Origin of the sequence: Pseudothauera rhizosphaerae, from assembly GCF_004801305.1 — a bacterium.
Taxonomy (GTDB): domain Bacteria; phylum Pseudomonadota; class Gammaproteobacteria; order Burkholderiales; family Rhodocyclaceae; genus Pseudothauera; species Pseudothauera rhizosphaerae.
The window spans coordinates 86,922-106,474 of record NZ_SSOD01000011.1; the positions used below are offsets into that span (position 1 = coordinate 86,922).

16 protein-coding genes are annotated in these 19,553 nt (G+C 62.0%); 1 reads left to right on the top strand and 15 read right to left on the bottom strand.

From position 1 onward, the window contains the following. Positions 1 to 22 precede the first annotated feature (22 nt). Complete coding sequence (locus E6O51_RS14195) at positions 23 to 814, top strand: enoyl-CoA hydratase/isomerase family protein (protein ID WP_230976799.1); 792 nt, start codon at positions 23 to 25, stop codon at positions 812 to 814. Between the two features lie 210 nt (positions 815 to 1,024). Here the strand turns inward: E6O51_RS14195 and E6O51_RS14200 are convergent, their stop codons facing one another. From E6O51_RS14200 to dmpE, 15 genes are all read right to left on the bottom strand, one after another. Next, the gene (locus tag E6O51_RS14200) at positions 1,025 to 1,492 is read right to left on the bottom strand and encodes a hypothetical protein (protein WP_136385654.1); all 468 of its coding nucleotides are present in this window, start codon (positions 1,490 to 1,492) and stop codon (positions 1,025 to 1,027) included. Beyond that, positions 1,489 to 2,523, bottom strand: coding sequence for a phosphotransferase family protein (locus tag E6O51_RS14205; RefSeq protein WP_168735283.1), 1,035 nt, complete (start codon positions 2,521 to 2,523; stop codon positions 1,489 to 1,491). Before E6O51_RS14205 ends, E6O51_RS14200 begins: the two co-directional genes overlap by 4 nt. Positions 2,524 to 2,621: 98 nt before the next feature. Further along, positions 2,622 to 3,740 (bottom strand): hypothetical protein, encoded by a 1,119-nt coding sequence (locus E6O51_RS14210; protein ID WP_136385656.1) that lies wholly within the window; start codon positions 3,738 to 3,740, stop codon positions 2,622 to 2,624. A gap of 136 nt (positions 3,741 to 3,876) precedes the next feature. Next, positions 3,877 to 5,100 carry an acyl-CoA dehydrogenase family protein gene (locus tag E6O51_RS14215; protein WP_230976800.1) on the bottom strand — a complete coding sequence of 408 codons (1,224 nt, stop codon included), beginning with the start codon at positions 5,098 to 5,100 and terminating at the stop codon, positions 3,877 to 3,879. Between the two features lie 3 nt (positions 5,101 to 5,103). Further along, entirely contained in the window at positions 5,104 to 5,586 is a 483-nt protein-coding gene (locus E6O51_RS14220; RefSeq protein WP_168735284.1) for a flavin reductase family protein, read from the bottom strand. Positions 5,587 to 6,639: 1,053 nt separating this feature from the next. Beyond that, positions 6,640 to 7,464 carry an SDR family oxidoreductase gene (locus E6O51_RS14225; protein WP_211091413.1) on the bottom strand — a complete coding sequence of 275 codons (825 nt, stop codon included), beginning with the start codon at positions 7,462 to 7,464 and terminating at the stop codon, positions 6,640 to 6,642. A gap of 138 nt (positions 7,465 to 7,602) precedes the next feature. After that, positions 7,603 to 7,950 (bottom strand): c-type cytochrome, encoded by a 348-nt coding sequence (locus tag E6O51_RS14230; protein WP_136385658.1) that lies wholly within the window; start codon positions 7,948 to 7,950, stop codon positions 7,603 to 7,605. 121 nt (positions 7,951 to 8,071) lie between these two features. Continuing rightward, positions 8,072 to 9,706: an FAD-binding oxidoreductase gene (locus E6O51_RS14235; RefSeq protein ID WP_136385659.1), complete on the bottom strand. Its 1,635-nt coding sequence runs from the start codon at positions 9,704 to 9,706 to the stop codon at positions 8,072 to 8,074. Between the two features lie 146 nt (positions 9,707 to 9,852). After that, the gene (locus tag E6O51_RS14240; RefSeq protein WP_211091414.1) at positions 9,853 to 11,622 is read right to left on the bottom strand and encodes a CocE/NonD family hydrolase; all 1,770 of its coding nucleotides are present in this window, start codon (positions 11,620 to 11,622) and stop codon (positions 9,853 to 9,855) included. Positions 11,623 to 11,671: 49 nt separating this feature from the next. Next, the gene (locus tag E6O51_RS14245; protein WP_136385660.1) at positions 11,672 to 13,051 is read right to left on the bottom strand and encodes a DUF1329 domain-containing protein; all 1,380 of its coding nucleotides are present in this window, start codon (positions 13,049 to 13,051) and stop codon (positions 11,672 to 11,674) included. 148 nt (positions 13,052 to 13,199) lie between these two features. Then, positions 13,200 to 15,047, bottom strand: coding sequence for a sigma-54-dependent Fis family transcriptional regulator (locus E6O51_RS14255; protein WP_136385662.1), 1,848 nt, complete (start codon positions 15,045 to 15,047; stop codon positions 13,200 to 13,202). Between the two features lie 22 nt (positions 15,048 to 15,069). Continuing rightward, positions 15,070 to 16,704 (bottom strand): methyl-accepting chemotaxis protein, encoded by a 1,635-nt coding sequence (locus E6O51_RS14260; protein ID WP_136385663.1) that lies wholly within the window; start codon positions 16,702 to 16,704, stop codon positions 15,070 to 15,072. 1 nt (position 16,705) lies between these two features. Continuing rightward, positions 16,706 to 17,725 (bottom strand): 4-hydroxy-2-oxovalerate aldolase, encoded by a 1,020-nt coding sequence (dmpG, locus tag E6O51_RS14265; protein ID WP_136385664.1) that lies wholly within the window; start codon positions 17,723 to 17,725, stop codon positions 16,706 to 16,708. Positions 17,726 to 17,739: 14 nt separating this feature from the next. Further along, positions 17,740 to 18,660 (bottom strand): acetaldehyde dehydrogenase (acetylating), encoded by a 921-nt coding sequence (locus E6O51_RS14270; protein WP_136385665.1) that lies wholly within the window; start codon positions 18,658 to 18,660, stop codon positions 17,740 to 17,742. Between the two features lie 97 nt (positions 18,661 to 18,757). Further along, positions 18,758 to 19,540, bottom strand: coding sequence for a 2-oxopent-4-enoate hydratase (gene dmpE / locus E6O51_RS14275; protein WP_136385666.1), 783 nt, complete (start codon positions 19,538 to 19,540; stop codon positions 18,758 to 18,760). Between the last annotated feature and the right edge of the window lie 13 nt (positions 19,541 to 19,553).

Genomic DNA, 19,553 nt, shown 5'->3' on the forward strand with positions numbered 1-19,553 from the left:
CGCCTTCCATGCCGGAGCCGTCATGCCCGATACGCACATGAACAACGCCCCACTGATCTTCCGACGCGAGGGCGACATCGCCCATATCCGCTTCAACCGCCCGAACTCGCTCAACGCCATCGACAGCGCAATGGCTGCGGTCTTCCTCGACACCTGCCAGCGCCTTGCCGCCGCCCCCGACATCCGCGTCGTCACGATCAGCGGTGAAGGGCGTGCTTTCATGGCGGGCGGTGACATCGCCCAGTTCCGCGACGACCCCGCCTCCATCCCCGACACGCTCATCGGCCCGATGCATGAAGCCCTGCAGATCCTCACCACCCTGCAGGCTCCGGTCGTCGCCAGCCTGCAGGGCGCCGTGGCCGGCGCCGGCATGAGCCTGGCCCTGGCCTGCGATCTCGCGATTGCCGCCGACAACACTCGCTTCAACTTCGCCTACGTGAATCTGGGCACGAGTTGCGATCTCGGCGCTTCATGGCATCTGCCGCGCATTGTCGGCTTGCGGCGCGCGCTCGAGATCGCCCTGCTCTCCGATCCGATCGATGCAACTGAAGCACTGCGGCTGGGCCTGGTCAACCGGGTCGTGCCCGAGTCCTCGCTGCAGCAGGAGACCCAGGCCATCGCCGCACGCCTGGCCGGCGCCGCCCCCACCGCCGTGGGCACGCTCAAGCGCCTGTTCAGAACGTCCGGCTCCCGCGACTTCGCATCGCAACTGGCCGCCGAGCAGGAAGGCTTCGCGGCCTGCGCCGCGACACCGGAGTTCAGCGCCGCCGTTGCAGCCTTCCTCGGGAAACGTCGCGTACCCTCCGGACGCTGAATCCGGAAAGTGCAGTATCGCTGATTGATCCAGTGTTTTCGCAGGCGTAGTCACGCCCTGCGAAAACACACGGGCGGCATGCGGATGAAATAAAAAAAGGCCCGCTTGCGCGGGCCGAATTCCGGTTCGCCATCCTGGCTACGCAAGCGGAGGAGAGCCAGGGACCGAGAGGAAAGGGAAGCGAACCGGGGAGACTCAGGATGCTGGAACCTATGCGACATCCCAGAGCGGTTCAATCACCGCACGGCGCCGCGCGCATGCCTCCAGGTGCGTCCATATGTCGCGGATGAGCTCACGGCGCCCCTGGTACGTGCAGTGCATTTCAACTTCAAGGTATTCATGCAGGTCGATGAGACCGGCGTTGAGGCTGTCTATCGTCTTGTCGAGGGCGGACAGGTGCAGATCGCTGCGGGTCGCTTCATTTCTCGCAAGCGTGGCCTGCAGTTCGTCGCGCAAGGAGTCGGAAACGAGCGGCAAGCCGCGCCGAAGAAGCGACATGGCCGAATCGATCTCCGCAATCCTCGCGGGAACGGCACCATCCCAGTCCCGATTGATGACCTCGATGACGGTCCGCAGAATACGCAGTTCAAAGAGCTTGACCGGATTCTGTTCAGCACGGGAGGAGTCCTCGATGCCGCGCAGCACGGCGGCAAGTACGCTGGGTACGGACGGTTTCATTGTTCGATGGCTCCGATCTCTTCGATCATCCACAATTCCTGGGCATTCATGAAAAGCCAGGACGGAAAGGCGTGCATGGCTCCGCGCGGCGTTCCGGCCATGAACTCATGCGCTCCCGTGGTCCACAGCGCGACGCATTTGACGTGGGTGAAAACGGTCCACCAGTGCAGGGCCGCCCTGTCCGCCTTGTATCCGCTGGTCGACTCCCAGTATTCGATAGCCTGTTCAGGGGTGATCAGCGAGGCGACCCTGGATCGATCATGGCCATAGCGCCAGTTCTTGGCCAAAGCCCACGCGAGGTCTTCGAGCGGGTCCCCCAGGTGGGCAAGCTCCCAATCGAGAATCCCGTTGATCCCCTCCGGAGTGAACAGGAAATTCCCGATCCGGTAGTCGCCATGAACGATCGTGACGCGCGGCGGCGGCGGCGGCGGGGAACGGCGCAGATACCGGATCGCGGCACGGGTGATCGGCTGGTGGCCGATGTGATTGTCGGCGATGATCCTTTCCCAGTGGCTCAATTCCGTATCCCAGATGTCGCCGGGGGCGGGCGTCGACACCACGTCTGCAAGACCCTTGCCCTCATGCCTGGCGGCAGCGATGGCGCCGAGAATCTCGAACATCTGTTTCATGATCGCCTGCCGGGACGCTTCGAACTCGGGCCCGAGGATGGCCGGAGGAGAGGTGACACCCTTCAGTTTCTCCATGGCGAAGAACGGCGCCCCGATCTGCTCCGGATCATCCTCATTGCAGATCATCAGCGGTACGGGAACACCAGGTACGTCACGGCATACCTGGTACATGGCGTACTCGACGTTGCGCCTGCTCTTGATCAGCGATATCGGCGGATCGAGGCGCAGCACCAGACCACGCTCGACCGGCAGGCCATCCTCGCCGGTCCATGCCACATCGACGCCCCACGTATCACGCGAGATTCCACCCGCGAATTGACTGGCCGACAGCACGCGCAAGTCGGCTGCAGCCAGCGCTTTCGAAAGATATGTCTGAACGCGCTCCACTGCCAGATCACTCAAGACCTTCTCCTCCTTATCATTTTTTTCGGGGGGCTTTCGGCGCCCCTCTCGGTACTGCACGCCACGCCGGGCGTATGACTCGACTGCCCGTTCAGGGATTACAGAAACGAGAATCCGGGCAGTCCCTTCTCACACATCTCGTAGATGACCGGATTGCGGCATTCCAGAATGCCAATCGCCGATTCACCGTTGCAGGTGGCACGCACCAGGTGATCCTCGAAGCCGGCGATCTCGGTTCTCACCGCGGGGTCCGAAAGATCGAAGGTCTCGCCGCCGATGAAATCGCCCGCGATCGACCCATGGTGATAATTCTCCGCAGGCGTGCCTTTTCCGTCCGGGCCGGTGTACATCCCACAGCGGAGATAGGCGATCTGGTTGCCGATCTGCTCGTAGTGGACTTCGCGGATCTCGCCGTTGTCCAGGCGATTGGTGATCACGGCCTCCACGAGATGCCTGGTGACCGGGTCGAAACGGACCTTGTGGTCGATGGGCGTGATCTTCCCGGCGCCTTGGCGGGCATCCCCCAGGTTGTACAGCACCCTGTGCCACCATATCGACCAGTCACCGAACTCGACCCACTGGCCAAGGTGGGAGGAACTGCTCGTCTGCAGCATGTGGCCGGCGCCACCCACGCCATCCCGCACGCCCCAATGGTGATCCCGGCTGCCACGGAAGCGGGACGGCGTCAGCGTGAACTTCTTGCCGTGAACCGAGATCGCTCCCTCGATGGTTCCAAAGGTCTCGTAGCCGCACCAATCGTGAATCAGGCGTGCATTCATCTGACCCGGGATTTCCGTGGGGCCCTGCCTGCCGAACACCGCCCGCTTCGTATCCCGCCACGCCAGATCGTATTCAAGGCCGAAATCGTTGGGGGCGCAGTTCAGCCGCCATTCTGTGAACGGCTCGATCATCCGGGCCGTCATCGGCCCCACGGTCAATTCCGAACGATCCACGCCCAGGGTGCGGGCGGCCCGTATGGCGGTATGCCGGTTGTCCTGCACGACGATGGCGTAGCCGTCGCAACGGTTCAGGTTGGGATACAGGCCGATGCCGCAGACGAAGAACAGCTCGCCGTCATCGGACTGGGCGCTGAACCAGTACCGTTCGAACGCCCTCGGATCGGTGGTGTTCAGAAAGCGGATCGGGTCCGTGGTTTGATGGATGGGATATTCGTCCATGCCGCTGAGCGGCGAGTGTTCGAGGACATCGCGAGGCATGACCATGCGTCTCCAGCTGTTTATATACGGCTGCACAGTAGCCATGGCCAGGGCATTTTCCGTCATCCGTATGGACGATTTTGAGGAAACAGGGCGCCCTCCCACGGGAAAGCGCCCTGCCGGCCAACCGGCGCCGTTACCCCTGCCCAGGCAGTTCGAACACGCAAGGCGGAACACCCTGCCCGAGGAGATAGGCCCCCAGCAGCGCGGAAGTGTCGTCCTCGTTCTGGGTGACGTGGTTGGCCGCCACCAGCAGCGCCCGCAACTGCCGCTGCAGCGGGCTGCTGTCGAAGATGCCGCGCGCGCTACTCTTCTTGAACAGCATGTGGCCGGCGGCAAAGCAGTCCTTCGCCACGCCCTGGATGTCGAGGAAGTAATGCACCCGCTGGTCGAGCGGCACCGGCTCGCCACGTTCCACATAGCCGGTGGATTCCTGGATGCACTGCAGGATGCGGGCACGCGCCGAACGGATCAGCAGTACCGCGTTGCCGAGCTTCTCCTGCACGAAGGGGTTCTGCGCTGCCACCGGACCGCCCACGAACACGTTCTGGCGCGGCTTCATGTGCTCGACGAACAGCTCGACCATGCCGTTGGCAAAGCCGATGGTGACCGAGGACACCGCGCCGAAGAACACCTGGGTGAACGGCAGGCGGTAGGTCATCGCCCCGTCGCTCAAGGTGTACTCGACGATGCTGTGCGAACGATGGTCGGGCACGAAGGCCTCGCCCTTGACCTTCAGCGACTTGCTGCCGGTGCCGGCCAGGCCGACCACGTACCAGTCGTCGATCAGTTCGTAGTCTTCACGGCGCACCAGGAAGGAACGATGGTCAAGCAGGTTGCCGTCGTCGTCGAACACCCGCGCGCCGAGGAAGGCGCCGCCCTCGCAGTGGTCGGACCCGCTGGACGTCGGCCAGGTGCCGGACAGCATCCAGCCGCCCTCGACCTTGCGCGCCTTGCCGCAAGGCGCATAGGACGAGGCCACCAGGATTTCCTGATCCTCGCCCCACAGTTCGTCGCCGACACGCGGATCGAGCTTGCCGAACTCCCACTGGTGAATACCCAGGATCATCAGGTTCCAGGCGCTCGACGGGCAGCCGCGGCCCAGTTCCATCAGCACCCGGTAGAACACCTCCGGGTTCATCTCGTAGCCACCCCAGGCCGCCGGCTGCAGGATCTTGAAGAAGCCCGCGTCCTTGAACGCCCGGATGGTCGCGGCCGGCACGCTGCGCGCCTGCTCCACCGCATCCGCCTGTTCGCGCAACCCCGGCACCATCGACGCGGCACGCTGCACCAGAGTTTCCATCGTCGGCCGGGCCGACACGTTTTCCGCCACCACACCCATCTTCGTCTCCTTGTTCATGCTTCAAAGTTCACCGACGGATGCAAAGCGTCCGTCGAAATACACCAGGGGCATCGCCGGCGCGCCGGTCACCTGCCCGCTCCGGGCGGCATGCACCGCCACCACTTCGCACAGCACCAGCGTGTGCGATACGGCGGCAATCAGCTCGACGACGCGACATTCGAATGCGGCCAGCGCCGCCTCCAGTACCGGCGCACCGGCGCACCCCTCTCGCCAGGCGCCGTCGCGGAATCTCGCATCCCCCGCAACGCCATCGACCATGCCCGCAAAGCGCCGGGCGTCTTCCAGCGACTCGACATCGAGGACGTTTACACACAGCGGGCCGCCGATCCGGACCAGATCGTGCGCAAATACGTCACGATTCACGCAAACCACCAACCGTGGCGGCTCGGCCGATACCGACATCACGGCGGTTGCGGTAAGGCCGGCCCGCGTGCCGTCGTGCTGCACGGTGAGTATGGAAACCGCACCGGCAAGTCTGCGCATGCTGCTCCGGAAATCGGCTGCGCTTACGGACACGTCCTCCATTTCAGATCTCACCCGCCTGCGGGTGCACGGCCAGTGCCAATGCTGCCCTTTCATTGGGGACATTGGCGTCGATCACCACATGGACCAGCCTCGATACTCCGTCCATTCATCTCCTCCCATCCGCAACGCGACGACACGGGGATCGTCACGGCAGCGAATCATGTGATTGATAAAATCCGACACCGGCAGCGTCGGTGAGGAAATAATTGCAACGGGCGTGCCAGATTGTTTTGTCCACCGAATTTATTGCGGCGCATCATCAGCAAAGACGGTACAGGCAGTACCTTTCTGACAGGAAAGTTACTGACGGTACTGCGAGCGCACAGAGTGGCCTCAGCGGCCAAACCGCATAAAATTCTCTAAAACCGAGCAAATTGCCTGCTGTCGTCCGAGAAAATTAGCGGCTGTCTGCCCGATGAATGACTATTGACCAATTTCGGGTGCGTCACCGATTCAGGGGGGAATACTGCAACCCGCCGATGAATTGTGCGTGCATTCAGCGTCGGTGGGTCTTTCGTTCGCTCAATTCGGTGAACGCGCGAACGGGCTTGGTGCCGCTTCGCCGGGCGAAATATGAATTCTCAATTGTTCGTGCTGTTATGGCCCGTTCAATTGACGAATCTCCGCCTGCTTTCGCTCAAGCTCAGGCTCCAGGAATGGCGGACGCACTGGCCCTCATCCCCAGCAGTTCAGGCGCGAGAACGGTCGCGCGTGCCGTTTGTAGATGGTCTGCCCAGAGCAATTTCAGTCTCAGGCGAAGAACGGCTGTCGGGAGCGCAGTTGCAGGGTCAAAAGACCAGCCGTCACGGACATGGCCAGCCCGGAACGGGTGCCCTTGATACGCAATAAAGCTGCAGATCAGCAAGGATCAGACGCAGTTTCCCCGGCGCCGCTCAAGCTCGCTTTGAGGACTCTGCCGGCGACGCCGGGCGCTGCCCGAGCGCAGGTGCGCACACCCTCGATTCGTGCGCCCATGTAGAAGCATCCCCATGCTGCGCACAAATAATGGAATCAAGCCGCCGCCGACGGGCTCAACGCCGGGCTATACGATACGGCGTTGGAAGTTGCCCCTCCGTCAATGGTCACGATTGACCCGACCATGAAAGGCACCTTGTCCGAACTCAGGAAAACCACCAGTTCGGCTACTTCTTCAGGCGTCCCCATGCGCCGCAAAGGCTGCGGCGACAACAGTGCCTCCTGCATCTCTGCAGGCGCCTGCAGTACCAGGGGCGTGGCGATCGTTGCCGGAGCGATCCCGTTGATGCGAATGTTCATATTGGCGTATTCCCCCGCCGCGGACTTGGTCAAGCCGACAACGCCGTGCTTGGCCGCGACGTAAGGACTCCCCATCGGCCCTCCCACCAGACCCGCGATGGAGGTGGTGTTGATGATGGCGCCTCCGCCATGGGCCTTCATGTACTGGATCTCATACTTCATGCACAACCAGACACCTTTGAGGTCCACCGCGATGATGCGATCAAAGTCGGCCTCATCGACCTCATCGACGAAACCCGCAGCAAAGACACCCGCATTATTGAATGCGAAATCCAGACGGCCATAGGTTTCCACCGTGGTATCGACCAGGCGCTTGACCTCGGCCGCATTGGTCACATCGGTCGGAACGAAGATGCCCTCGCCACCGGCCTGCTTGACCAAGGCCAGCGTTTCCTCGACCGAAGGGCGCATGCCTTCGAGGTCACCGATCACGACCTTGGCCCCTTCCCTCGCATACGCAACCGCCGTTGCACGTCCGATTCCGGTCGCCCCGCCGGTCACCAGGCCCGCCTTACCGTTCAACAATCCCATAATCTCTGTCTCCGGTTGATCTGCAGTCATGCAAGACAATTTTCTGGCGTCGGGAACAAGTCACTGCGATCTGCTCGACAACACGGAAAGCCTGAGTAAGCGCCCGAAAAAACCTTGCTCAGAAAATTGACGGCCCCATCTACACGGGACGACACGGTCGGATAGCCGTCACCGACCGGTTTCGCCCGCCCTCGGAGCGCTTTTCGAAATCCATTGAGCAAGCTCGCCGAGTTCGGCGTCGCTGATTTCGGACTGACGAAATGCCGGCATGGACCCGATACCCAACCTCACCATGGTTCTGATGAAATCCACATGCAGTTCTCGGCCAAGAATCAACGGCCCAACATTCGCACCATGGCAATAGCCACAAACACGTGCGTAGATTCCTTCGGCACCAGCACCAACCTTGGCATCCGGATACGGCGAAACCGCATTCGCACCAGCAGCGAAGCTTCCAAATTTTGTGCAAAGCGCAAGAATTCCGACCAGCGCAATCGATTGTTTCTTTGTCTTCATGATATCCCCCAGGGGCCCCTTGTTCCGGGGAAGCGTCCTTCGCCCCCTCGGAACAAGCAGACCAATACCTCACCCAGCGATTGGTGCAGACTCACCGCCTTTCACTCTCCACGGGTTGCCCCTAGATAATCCCGGACTTCCCCGGCGCAATAATCCCGTTAGGATCAATTGCGCGCTTGATCCGCCTGTTGAGTTCAAGGTTAACCTTGCCATACTGCTCTGCAACAAGGTCCATCGCGTGAGAACCAACGCGATAGGGCGCCAAACCTCGCTTGCCGAACTCCTCGACAAGCTCCCGGAAACACGCCTCGGCTCGCAGTTCCTCCTCGGGATTGCTCTTGTCGTACAGAAGTGCGATGACGTGGTGCAGTGATCGCCCGCCAACGCCCCAGCCCGAGGTGTAGTCGAAGCTATATTTCGCCAGAATCTTCTTGGCCAGCCGGGTTTGTTCAACCGCGCGTGAGCCTCGTGCAGCGCCAACGGGAATGAACCAGGCCAAACCACCTCCATTGCCCCGCCAGCGTATGATTCCGAATTCGTCGAGATTCAAGCCGCCGCGCATCAGCGTGGCATTGTGGTGGAAGTATGGATTCTCATCCATTTCCTTTCCGGCAAATACCCTCGCCCCTGTCGCTTCATAGGCCTTTCGAATCATCGGCTCGGCGAGTGCAATGCTCTCTTCGGTGCCGTACAGTGCGAAATAGGTATTCCACATTCCGATGCCGACGTCGTTTGCGGCCTTGAGAAACACCTCGTCCGGAATTTGCTCCGGCTTGTCCCAGTACTGGTTACGGCGGTTGAAGAACGCAAGCTGGTATGCACCGGAGAGGCAGAGGACGCCATTCACCACAACCCCGTGGAGTTGTAGATCACGCGTCACGTTCACCGCATGTTCGATATCTTCCAGCTTGTCATAGCAGGCGACGAAGGGCTTGTAGACCGGCGGTGCAGGCATCAGCCAAAGCCCCATCTTGGTCACGATCCCCAGGTTGGATTGCGAGAACAGGCCGTCGACGTAGGGGCCGTAGCCCCACTTGTAGGACTGCCATGCATCCGTGTTCTTTACCGAACCCTGGCCGGTACGAAGCACCTGACCATCCGGCAAGACCACCTCCATTCCGCACTGCGTCATGAAATGGTCACCGTAGGGGGTATAGCCGCCTCCTCGATCGAGGGCATTGCCGACCGGGCCGCAGATGGGACCGGGCGCCGGTACATCAAGCCAGAGCGGCAATTTATGCTCGGCGATGTAGTCGGCAAGCTGCTGATAGGTGACGCCGGGCTCGACCAAGGCCGTGCACATTTCGGTGTCGACCTCGAGGATGCGATTCATCCGCTTCAGATCGAGCACCATCTGTCCAGTCGTCGCTGGCGTCGCCGCGCCGTAGCCCAGGTTCTTGCCCGTCGACACGACCCACAACGGCAACTTGTAACGATTGGCCACCTGCACGATGCGCTGCACTTCTTCGGTCGAAGCGGGTGCCACCGCGCCCGAAGGCACATGCACATGCGCCGTGTCGGGAACCATGATTTTCTTGTAGGGCAGAACGGATTCCGGGTCCGCAAAAACCCATTCGTCACCGACGATCGCACGCAACTCCGCAACCGCGCGCGTGAAGTTCGCCCTGCTCATTCCTTTCGGCAGCGCGGTGGCGTTTTGCGAGGACATCGCAGCGCCGGCAATGCCAGGCACGCCCACTGCAGCAGCGGTGGCAGCCATGGCTTTCAAAACGTTACGACGATCAATATCCGTCATTGCGGTCCCTCTTTCTTCTCATTTCGGTGCCTCCAACCAACAACAATTCCGGCCCGTCAATTCAGCCCACCCGGTTGCGCTCAACATCCCGCAGTCGGGGACAGGAGGGAGCTTTGCGTGACGCCCCCTCCTGAGTCGGAAACCGCTTACCCCTTCGGAGGAATGACCGGCGCCAACAAGTGCGAGTCGTACTTGCCACCCGTATGGATGATGTGCTTGCCGCGATTCACCGTATCCTTGTGCCGGCAACCGTATTCGGGCGGGGTGTACTGGATGATGTCCGTGTTCTGGACAACCACCCCCAGACTTTCACCCGCCTTGAACACGGTGCCCGAAGGTTGAATCTCGATCTCCACGGGGACGATCTCACCTTCTTTCAGCTTCAGGGCTCGTTGATGCTTGTGCCACGGCTGCAGCGGGGTAGACATCTCTTCATCCAACTCGCGGTGCGAGACGCGCAGCCATCCGGTGGCCACCTGACCGTGCTCGATGGCGTCCCAGTCCGGGAACAGGACCTCGTTCCCGCGCCGGTCGTACTTCTTGATCCCGATGAACAGGTCCATGTCGTCCGAGCCGTCCGCAGACACCCAGAGCTTCAGCTTCATCGATCCCGTCAGTTCGGTATCCTTGTCGAAGACGATCTTGAACGTCGCATTGTTCGCACTGGCCGGATCGGCTTCGTAGACGACCTTGGCCTCGTGTTGCAGTGGGGAAAAGGACAGTGACAGGTTCTTGCCGTCCAGATACAGCGGCGTGGCCTGCGTTCTCGCGATGGGCCATTCGTTCTCGTAACGAAACTCGCCGTCGAAGAACTTGTTCCTGACCTCCAGGCGCACCCTGGGCGTGTCCATCCAGTCGTTGTCGATGCCTTTCAGGAAGTAGTCGAAGAACGCCTTCTGACGCTCGAGGGTCTCGCGAGCGTAGTAGTACTCCCATTCTTTGCGGCCGTGGATTTCCACCCATTTGTATTCCGAGCGGCTCTGCTTGAACCCCTCGAGGCTGCCGCGTGTATGGAGCCCTTGCGTCGACCAGCTCGCGCCCACATACATCGGGACCGTAATCTGGTCGATGTTCGCCCGCTTTTCCCGCCAGTACTCGTCGTCGAAAGGATGTTCCTTCATCTTCATACTGATGAACTCCATCTCTTTCCCATTGAGGGCGCTGATGCTTGCATCCCACAAATCCACGAAGAAGGTGTCCGGCATGCCCCCGTGGAATGCCCACTCGCGGTAAACGTCGTAGCCACCCTCCCAGGGAATGATGGCCTTGAGATGGGGTGGGCTCAGCGGCGCGACGTACCACTGCAACATCGCCAGATAGGAGACGCCGTTCAGGCCGACATTCCCGTTGCTCCATTCCTGCCTACCGCACCACTCGACGAGTTCGTAATAGTCCTGGGCCTCCATCTGAGAAAACGGATGCAGGGCGCCCTCGGAATTGGACGTCCCCCGTACGGCCGCCTTGACGACGATGTAGTCGTTGGGAACCCAGAAGCCCGGGTCCGGCGATTCGAAGGCTGTAAAGTCGGAATGCTTGATCACCCCCGCATGATTCATGATCATGTCGAGGAAGACGTCATTCCTCGAGTCCTTGCCGTATACGCAGGCAGACAGGACGACCGGGAACTTTCCCGGCTTCAGGGGGCGGAAGACATTCACGTAAAGCGTGACACCGTCACGCATTTTCACGGGAACATCTTTCTCCATGATCATCTGCTGATGACCGAAATCCACCGTCTTGACGAAGATCTCGTTATAGCCGGATTCGGCATCCTCCGGACGACTGGCTTTCGTCCCGGCTTTCTCGGCCTGGGCGGCAAAACAAGCACGGACGTCTTCGTTCAGCTTGTTTCCGGTTTTCTTCTCGTAGTTTTCTCCGCGATACTGCATCTCTACCTCCAGTTTTCTATCAGCCAAGCGGATTGCTCCGCAAAGGCGCACCTTCTGAAACAAGCGTGATTACAAACTACCGGATGTTCCGGGCAGAAAGCGTATCCGGCCCAAACTCGGTTTTCGACTTCATCGGAATCTGCCGCATCTGGAATCCGGGCTCGTACATGACACCGCGGGTAGACCAGGCACCATCCAGGACGTAGAGGAAGTCGTTGTGAATCAACATGCCCGGCACATCGGGGAAGTAATACGCAGGAGAAATGCTGACCCGCCAGATCTTTCCACTATGGTCCCAGCCATCGAACATGGCCGTACTCCAGGTATCTTCATCCACGTAGAACTTCCGCTTCTGCACGGCGTGGCGCTTGCCGTCTTTGAGCGTGGCCTCGACAACCCATACTCGGTGCAGTTCCCAGCGCAGTACGTCCGGATTATGGTGATTCTGGCCAAACATCTCTTTCTCGGTCAGCGAGAAGAGTTTGTTGTTGTTATAGGGAATCAACATCTCCTTCTTGCCGAGCAATTTGTATTCGTAGCGCTCGTTGCAGGACAGGACGCTTCCAAATACTTCGTCGAAGAAGTTCGAACCAGAGACTACGAAATCAGGCGTATCCCACCCAACGGTGGGGGCACGGCGAACGCGCCGCTGCCCGACGAGGTACTGCCACGCCTGACGGTCCTGCACCGTGCAATTGGTGGAATCCAGAACCATCAGACCTTCACCGGCACGGAACGTGGGCTGATCCACAAACTGCATGAACTTGAAGTTTGGATACCCTTGTTTGGCGTGCTCCTCCGGCGTCAAGCCTTCCTGGTAAGCATCGTACTGCTCGAACTGATGAGCTTGACTACCCAGTACAGGCTGCCCGCTTGAAGTAAACGAGTAGTGCCGGTCCTTTGACTCGAACGCCACGCCGCGCCACCGCATGTTGAGGTTCCAGCGAACCTCGATGCCATTCTTCGGGATTGGAAACGGGATGCCAGCCACAGCCCCCTCGACTCCATCCTCCTTTCCATTGGTTACGTACTTTGCCCTGGTGGCGTTCTTGTATGTGTTTTCGTACACATAATCCGGCGCACAATGATTTCGATGCGTCGGATAGACATCCAACCGCATGGTCTGCGGGTATTTGGCGAGAAGCGCTTTGACGCCTTCGGAAAGCTTGTCCTCGTATTGCGCCATGTTTGCGGCAGTAACGGAGTACAGCGGTTTCTCGTTGGCATAGGGATCCCAGCGTCGATCGCCTGCTTTCAGCTTGTCCAGCGGAGCCTTCAGATCGGGGCAACCCTTCCATTCCGGAATACTTCCGTCCTTGTTACCCGCACGTTCCGCCCCCAGCGGAGTCAAGGTCGTTTTCAACTGGTCGGCTTCTTCCTGAGTGACTGCGGCATGAGCAGAGCCGATAAGCAGCGCGACAATGGTCGCGGACAGAAGCTTGATATGGGTTTTCACCGTTGTCTCCAATTATTGGTTGATTAGAAGGCCGTGGAAGCATACAAAGACACCCAATCCCCATCCTGCGGATCTTGTTTGAATGTCTTGATGTATCCCCGGGGACCGCCTCAGCCCGCAACAGGCCAAAGCGGAAACCGACTGGCGATCAGGTTTCAGTTTCCAATTCAGCGTGGGGGCTTGCGTCATCCGTTCGGATGATTTTCCTTACGCGGTAGACCAATTGCGCGCGGGTGATGCCCAGCAAGGTGGCGGCCTTCGACATGTTGCCGCCCGCAGCGCCGAAAGCAGCCCGAACCAGGGAGTTCTCGACATCGTCGAGCGTCACGGCGGCACGCTTCACGACCCCGTCGGCCCAGGCGTTCAGGACATCGGCCTCGATGCCCGCGTGCGCCTCCGACCCCGCCAGTGCGCCGGTCGGGATCGTCTGTTCCGCGAGCAGGCCAAGCTCGTTCAATCCGATCACGCCGCGCCCGCGGGCTTCGCTGTCAATGGTGAACAGGTGGCTGTAGCCGAGGGGTTGATCGTCTTCCCCGAGGATCACGCCACGCTCGATGACGTTCTCGAGCTCCCGGATGTTGCCCGGCCAGCGATAGTTCAGAATGAGCTGCAGCGCCTGTGCCGTCACGCCCGTCACCCGGCGCCCGTGCAAGGCGCCATAGCGGCGGATCAGGCGTTCGAGCAGCAGGGGGATGTCTTCACGACGCTCGCGCAGAGGTGGGATCAGAATCGGGAAAACGTTGAGCCGGTAGAAGAGGTCTTCGCGAAACCGCCCCTCCCGTACCGCATCGCGCAGTTCCTCGTTGGTGGCAGCGACGATGCGCACGTCCACCTTGCGCGTCGCCGCGCCGCCGAGCGGCTCGAACTCGCCGGTCTGGATGACGCGCAGCAGCTTGCCCTGCGCCGTCATCGACAGCGTGCCGATCTCGTCCAGGAAGAGCGTGCCGCCGTCGGCCACCTGGAAGCGCCCCGGCCGCGCCTCGCCGGCGCCGGTATAGGCGCCTCGCTCCACACCGAAGAGTTCCGCCTCCATCAACTGCTCGGGGATGGCTGCGCAGTTCACTTCGAGAAACGGCGCGCCTGCGCGCCGGCTCTGGCGCTGGACCTCCCGGGCAAACGCACTCTTCCCGACGCCGCTTTCCCCCAGCAGCAGGACCGTGGCATTCGTGGGCGCCACACGCCGGATCTTGTGCAGGATGACGTTGAAGGGCACCGAGGCGCCGATCACTTCCTGGCAAGGCGGCCCCCTTCCTGGCCCCGACATTGCCGTGCCCATGGGAGCCGCCGCACCAACGGCGGCAGAAACGGGGGATTCCACTCGATGTGGTCTCAGTAGTACCGGGCCGGGTTCGAAGTACTTGAGGTCGTTTTCGACGTTTTCCCAGTCTTCAACCGGTTTGGCAACGCATCGGCAGGTGTCGTCCCCCATTGCCCTGCACGCAACCTCGCGCACCAGGATGCGCTTGCCCATGCAGGTGGTCAGAAAACCCGATGCGTAGCCCACCTCCATCCAGCACACGGGTTCGCTGCCAATGCCATAGGCCGCGATATGGATCTGGTCTTCGAAACAGTTTCTCCACAGAAACTCGACTTCACAGGTACCGCGCTCGACGTCGATGTCGGCATGGACCTGTTCGACCGTGACGATTCCCTGCAAGGCATGGAACTGGGCTCCGCTGACCAGCAGGTTCTGGATCGCCTCGTAGCCGGTATGGATCTTCAACGCAAGCTGCCCGTCGCGGCAGCCGGCCGCGTAGCCGAACCGCGTGAGCAGGCCGCGGGCAGCCTCGCTTCCCAGGCTCTCGATCAGTTCCTGGCGCAACGCCCCCATTGCCTCGGCATGCATCAGCACCATGCGGCGGTCCTCCAGCCAGATCAATCCTTCCGCGGGATTGAAATGGAGGCGCTTGAGGATCTCGGGCGTAAGGGGCAACGGAACATCGCCCACGATGGTCGGCGTTGGGCGCGCACTGTGTTCGCGAGGTTTCGTACTCATCGCCATCCTCCAGGACGCCGGCTCAGGTCACCCGAAAGGTTGCGACGCTGCAGCCCAGGCGTGCGGCGAGCGCGTTCAGCTTCTCCACGGCGACGGCCACCTCGTTGGCGCTCTTCGCGCTCTCGGCAGCGGAGGCACGTATCTGCTGCACCCTGTTCGCGCTCCCGTCGCTTGCGATCACGTACTCCCCGATGCGATCGGAGACGTGGTCGATCACCGCCACGACGTTCGCAGCCCCTTCCCTGATCTCGCCCATCGTCCGGGCGGCGCGTTCCGCATGCCGGAGACCTTCATCGACCCGCCCGACGGCCTCGCCGGCCTGCCGGCCGACATCCTCGATGCCGAGCTGAATCGCTTCGATCATTCCGGCAATCTCGGCTGCCGCTCCGTTCGTCTTCTCCGCCAGCGCCCTCACTTCGCCGGCCACCACGGCGAACCCTCTTCCCTGCTCGCCGGCCCGGGCGGCCTCGATCGCCGCATTCAGCGCGAGCAGGTTGGTCTGATCCGCAAGCTGCCGGATGGCTTCGGTGATCGTCGATATCGTGCGCGAGGTGTCCCCGAGTTCCCCCGCCGTCGTGGCGGTCTGCTTGACGGTCGTGGCAATCCGGTCGATTTCCGACGACATTGCATCGATGTCGCTCCCACCCAGCTCCGCCTGCCTGCCGGCATCACGCGCGTGCTGCTGGGCAGCAACGGCGTGGTCGCGTACCTCTTCCACCTGTCCGGCCATCACACCGATGGCATCGGCCATGGAAGTCACTGCTTCCGATTGCGCCGCGGCCCCCCTGCTCAGCATCTGTGCCGTGAGGTTGAGTCCCGTCGCCTCTTCGTTGAGCGCGGCCGCGCCCGTACCCAGTTCTGCGATCACTCTGGCAAGGCTCGCGCGCATGGTCTCGACCGCGGCTTGCAGACGGCCTATTTCGTGGGTTTCGGTCGTCTCGAGCACATGGGTGAGATCACCCCCGGCGATACGCTCCAGGCTCCCGATCGTGACTTCCAGCGGACGCCGTATGCCTCGGGTCACCCACCATCCCGCAAAGGCCGCCATCCCACCGGCAAGCAGGGCCAGGCTGGCGCTTACCCATCCGACCCGGCTCGCGAGGCCGACGATCGAGGCCGCGTCGTCGAGATTCTGCGTACGCAGCGCGCGGTCGTAGTCGCTCAATGCCGCCCGCAGTTGGGTCATCATCGAGTTCGAGGTCAGGGCGAGCCCGGCTATCTGCTCCCTGTCGTCTTGCTTGCCATCTCGCACAAGCTTGTCCAGCACGATGAAGGTGTTGCCGGCCCCACCATTGATCTGCTCGAGCAGCGTCGCGGTGCGCACGTCTGCACCGTGACGGGCAATGCTCTCGCCCAGCCGCGCCAAGGCTTCCTGAAACCCCTTCTCCGCCTGGATGAAGCTCTCTTGTTCGGCAGAAATATCGTCCGCATCATCGAACAACAGCACGTTCTGACTCGCCAACTGGGCGCGGATCGCCGCATCCATCAGGTCGGCCACCGCATCCCGCCGCGGAATGCCGATGTCACGGGACGCCACGGAGCGTTCGACGACCACGACGCTCGTGTAGACGGTCACCCCCGCCACGAGCATGAACAGTGTCGCTACGCCCCCAAAGGACACGGCCAGACGAGCGGCAACGGACAACGACGCAAACATCTCAACCCCGAGCTCGCAGGCTGAGCGCCGTATCCTCGATCATGTCTTCCTGCCCGCCGACCATGCCGCGGCGGCCCATCTCCACGAGGATATCCCGCGCCGACACGCCGTACTTCTTCTCCGCCCGCTTGGCGAAGAGCAGGAAGGAGCCATAGACCCCAGCGTAGCCCAGCGTCAGCGCATCCCGGTCGATGCGGATCGGGAAGTCCATGATCGGCACCACCAGGTCCTCGGCCACGTCCTGGATCTTGAACACGTCCACGCCGGTCTCGATCCCCATGAGGTCGCACACCGCCACCAGCACTTCCATCGGCGTGTTGCCGGCACCCGCTCCCAGCCCGGCCGCAGCCGCGTCGATGCGGGTGGCGCCGGCCTCGACCGCGGCGATGCTGTTGGCCACGCCCATCGCCAGGTTGTGGTGGCCGTGGAAGCCGAGTTCGGTTTCGGGCTTCAGTGCCTCGCGCACCGCCGCAAGCCGTGCCTTCACCGTGTCCGGCAGCAAATGCCCGGCCGAGTCGGTGACGTAGATGCAGTTCGCGCCGTAGCCTTCCATCAGCTTCGCCTGCTTCACCAGCCCTTCCGGGCTGTTCATGTGCGCCATCATCAGAAAGCCGACGGTATCCATGCCGAGCTTTCTCGCCAGGCCGATGTGCTGCTCGGAGACGTCCGCTTCCGTGCAGTGGGTCGCCACCCGGATCGTATTGACGCCCAGTTCGTGTGCCATCTTCAGGTGATCCACGGTGCCGATGCCCGGCAGCAGCAGCGCCGAGACCTTGGCCTTCTTCATCAGCGGGATCACCGCACCGAGGTATTCGGCATCGGTGTGGGCCGGGAAGCCGTAATTCACCGAACTGCCGCCCAGGCCGTCGCCATGGGTGACTTCGATCAGCGGCACGCCCGCGTCGTCGAGCCCCTGGGCGATGGTCTTCATCTGGTCGAGCGTCATCAGGTGGCGCTTGGGATGCATGCCATCGCGCAGGGTCATGTCGTGGACGGTGATTTTCTTGCCGCGAAGGTCCATGGTTTTCTCCTGATTCAAGCCAGCACGGCGCGGTTGGATTCGAGTTTGAGCCGGCCGGCGAGGATCTCCTCGGCGAACATCTCGGCGGTACGCGCGGCGGCCGCGGTCATGATGTCGAGGTTGCCGGCGTACTTGGGCAGGTAGTCGCCCAGGCCTTCGACTTCGAGGTAGATCGACACCCGCTTGCCGTCGAACACCGGGCCATTGACCAGCTTGTAGCCGGGCACGTACTTCTGGACCTCGCGGATCATCGCGTGGATGGATTCGGTGATCGCGGCCTGGTCCGGCTCGGTCTCGGTCAGGCAATGCACGGTGTCGCGCATGATCAAGGGCGGCTCGGCCGGGTTCAGAATGATGATGGCCTTGCCCACCTTGGCACCACCCACCTTCTCGACCGCACCGGCGGTGGTGCGGGTGAATTCGTCGATGTTTTTCCGTGTGCCGGGGCCGGCCGACTTCGACGACACGGTGGCGACGATCTCGCCGTAGGCCACCGGCTGCACGCGCGAGACCGCCGCCACCATCGGGATGGTGGCCTGGCCGCCGCAGGTGACCATGTTGACGTTCATCTCGCCCTTGCCCACGTGCTGGACGAGGTTCACCGGCGGCACGCAATACGGCCCGATGGCGGCCGGCGTGAGGTCGATCATCAGCACGCCGAGTTCATTGAGCTTGCGGCTGTTCTCGGCATGCACGTAGGCGCTGGTCGCGTCGAAAGCGATCTGGATGCCGTCGGCCGCGACCTGCGGCAGCAGGCCATCGACGCCCTCGGCGGTGGTCTTGAGGCCCAGTTCGCGGGCGCGCGCCAGTCCCTCGGAAGTGGGGTCGATGCCCACCATCCACACCGGTTCGAGCACCGGACTGCGCTTGAGCTTGTAGAGCAGATCGGTACCGATGTTGCCCGGGCCGATCAGGGCACATTTAATCTTGGTCATGGTTTCTTCCCGTAACGCGGTTCCGTGAAGGATGCAGGCCGCGCGACAGGCCGGGAGAGGAGAGCAGAGAACCCACCGCGCGGCTGCAATCGAAAAATCAGACGAAGCGCACCGAGCAGCCGCCGATGCCGCCGATGGCCACGCGCAGGTTGTCGCCGGCCTTGACCGGCACCATCGTCGCGAGCGAGCCGGACAGGATCACCTCGCCCGCCTTGAGCGGAATGCCCAGCCGGCCGAGCGTATTGGCCAGCCACGCCACCGCGACCGCGGGCGAACCCATGGTGGCCGCGCCGGCGCCGGTGGCGACGATCTCGCCGTTCTTTTCCAGCACCATGCCGCACAGGCCCAGATCCACCTCGCTCACCGGCACGAGCCGGTCGCCCAGCACGAAAAGGCCGCACGAGGCGTTGTCGGCAACCGTGTCCTGGATGCGTATCTTCCAGTCGCGGACGCGCGAGTCGACGATCTCGAAGCACGCCATCACGCCCTCGGTTGCGGCCAGCACCTCGGCAACGGTGACGCCGGGGCCGATCAGGTCGCGCTTGAGCACGAAGGCGATCTCGCCCTCGGCCTTGGGCTGGATCAGGCTGGACACCGGGATCGGATCGCCCGAGTTGAAGACCATCGCATCGGTGAGCTGGCCGAAGTCCGGCTGATCGACGCCGAGCAGGTCCATCACCGCCCGGCTGGTCACGCCGATCTTCTTGCCGATCACCCGCTCCCCGCCGGCCGTGCGGCGGCCGATGAAGGCCTGCTGGATGCGGTAGGCATCACTGATCGAGATGTGTGGATACTGCTCGGTCAGCGGCAAACGGGTGTTACCGGATTGCCACGCCAGATATAGCGCCTCTGCGGCTTCAACGATTTCACTCTCATTCATGTCGTTTTCCTAC

Coding starts and splice junctions, on each gene's coding strand:
- E6O51_RS14195 (WP_230976799.1), top strand. CDS start 23: ATGCCCGATACGCACATGAACAACGCCCCACTGATCTTCCGACGCGAG.
- E6O51_RS14200 (WP_136385654.1), bottom strand. CDS start 1,492: ATGAAACCGTCCGTACCCAGCGTACTTGCCGCCGTGCTGCGCGGCATC.
- E6O51_RS14210 (WP_136385656.1), bottom strand. CDS start 3,740: ATGCCTCGCGATGTCCTCGAACACTCGCCGCTCAGCGGCATGGACGAA.
- E6O51_RS14215 (WP_230976800.1), bottom strand. CDS start 5,100: ATGAACAAGGAGACGAAGATGGGTGTGGTGGCGGAAAACGTGTCGGCC.
- E6O51_RS14220 (WP_168735284.1), bottom strand. CDS start 5,586: ATGCGCAGACTTGCCGGTGCGGTTTCCATACTCACCGTGCAGCACGAC.
- E6O51_RS14225 (WP_211091413.1), bottom strand. CDS start 7,464: ATGACTGCAGATCAACCGGAGACAGAGATTATGGGATTGTTGAACGGT.
- E6O51_RS14230 (WP_136385658.1), bottom strand. CDS start 7,950: ATGAAGACAAAGAAACAATCGATTGCGCTGGTCGGAATTCTTGCGCTT.
- E6O51_RS14235 (WP_136385659.1), bottom strand. CDS start 9,706: ATGACGGATATTGATCGTCGTAACGTTTTGAAAGCCATGGCTGCCACC.
- E6O51_RS14255 (WP_136385662.1), bottom strand. CDS start 15,047: ATGAGTACGAAACCTCGCGAACACAGTGCGCGCCCAACGCCGACCATC.
- E6O51_RS14260 (WP_136385663.1), bottom strand. CDS start 16,704: ATGTTTGCGTCGTTGTCCGTTGCCGCTCGTCTGGCCGTGTCCTTTGGG.
- dmpG (WP_136385664.1), bottom strand. CDS start 17,725: ATGGACCTTCGCGGCAAGAAAATCACCGTCCACGACATGACCCTGCGC.
- E6O51_RS14270 (WP_136385665.1), bottom strand. CDS start 18,660: ATGACCAAGATTAAATGTGCCCTGATCGGCCCGGGCAACATCGGTACC.
- dmpE (WP_136385666.1), bottom strand. CDS start 19,540: ATGAATGAGAGTGAAATCGTTGAAGCCGCAGAGGCGCTATATCTGGCG.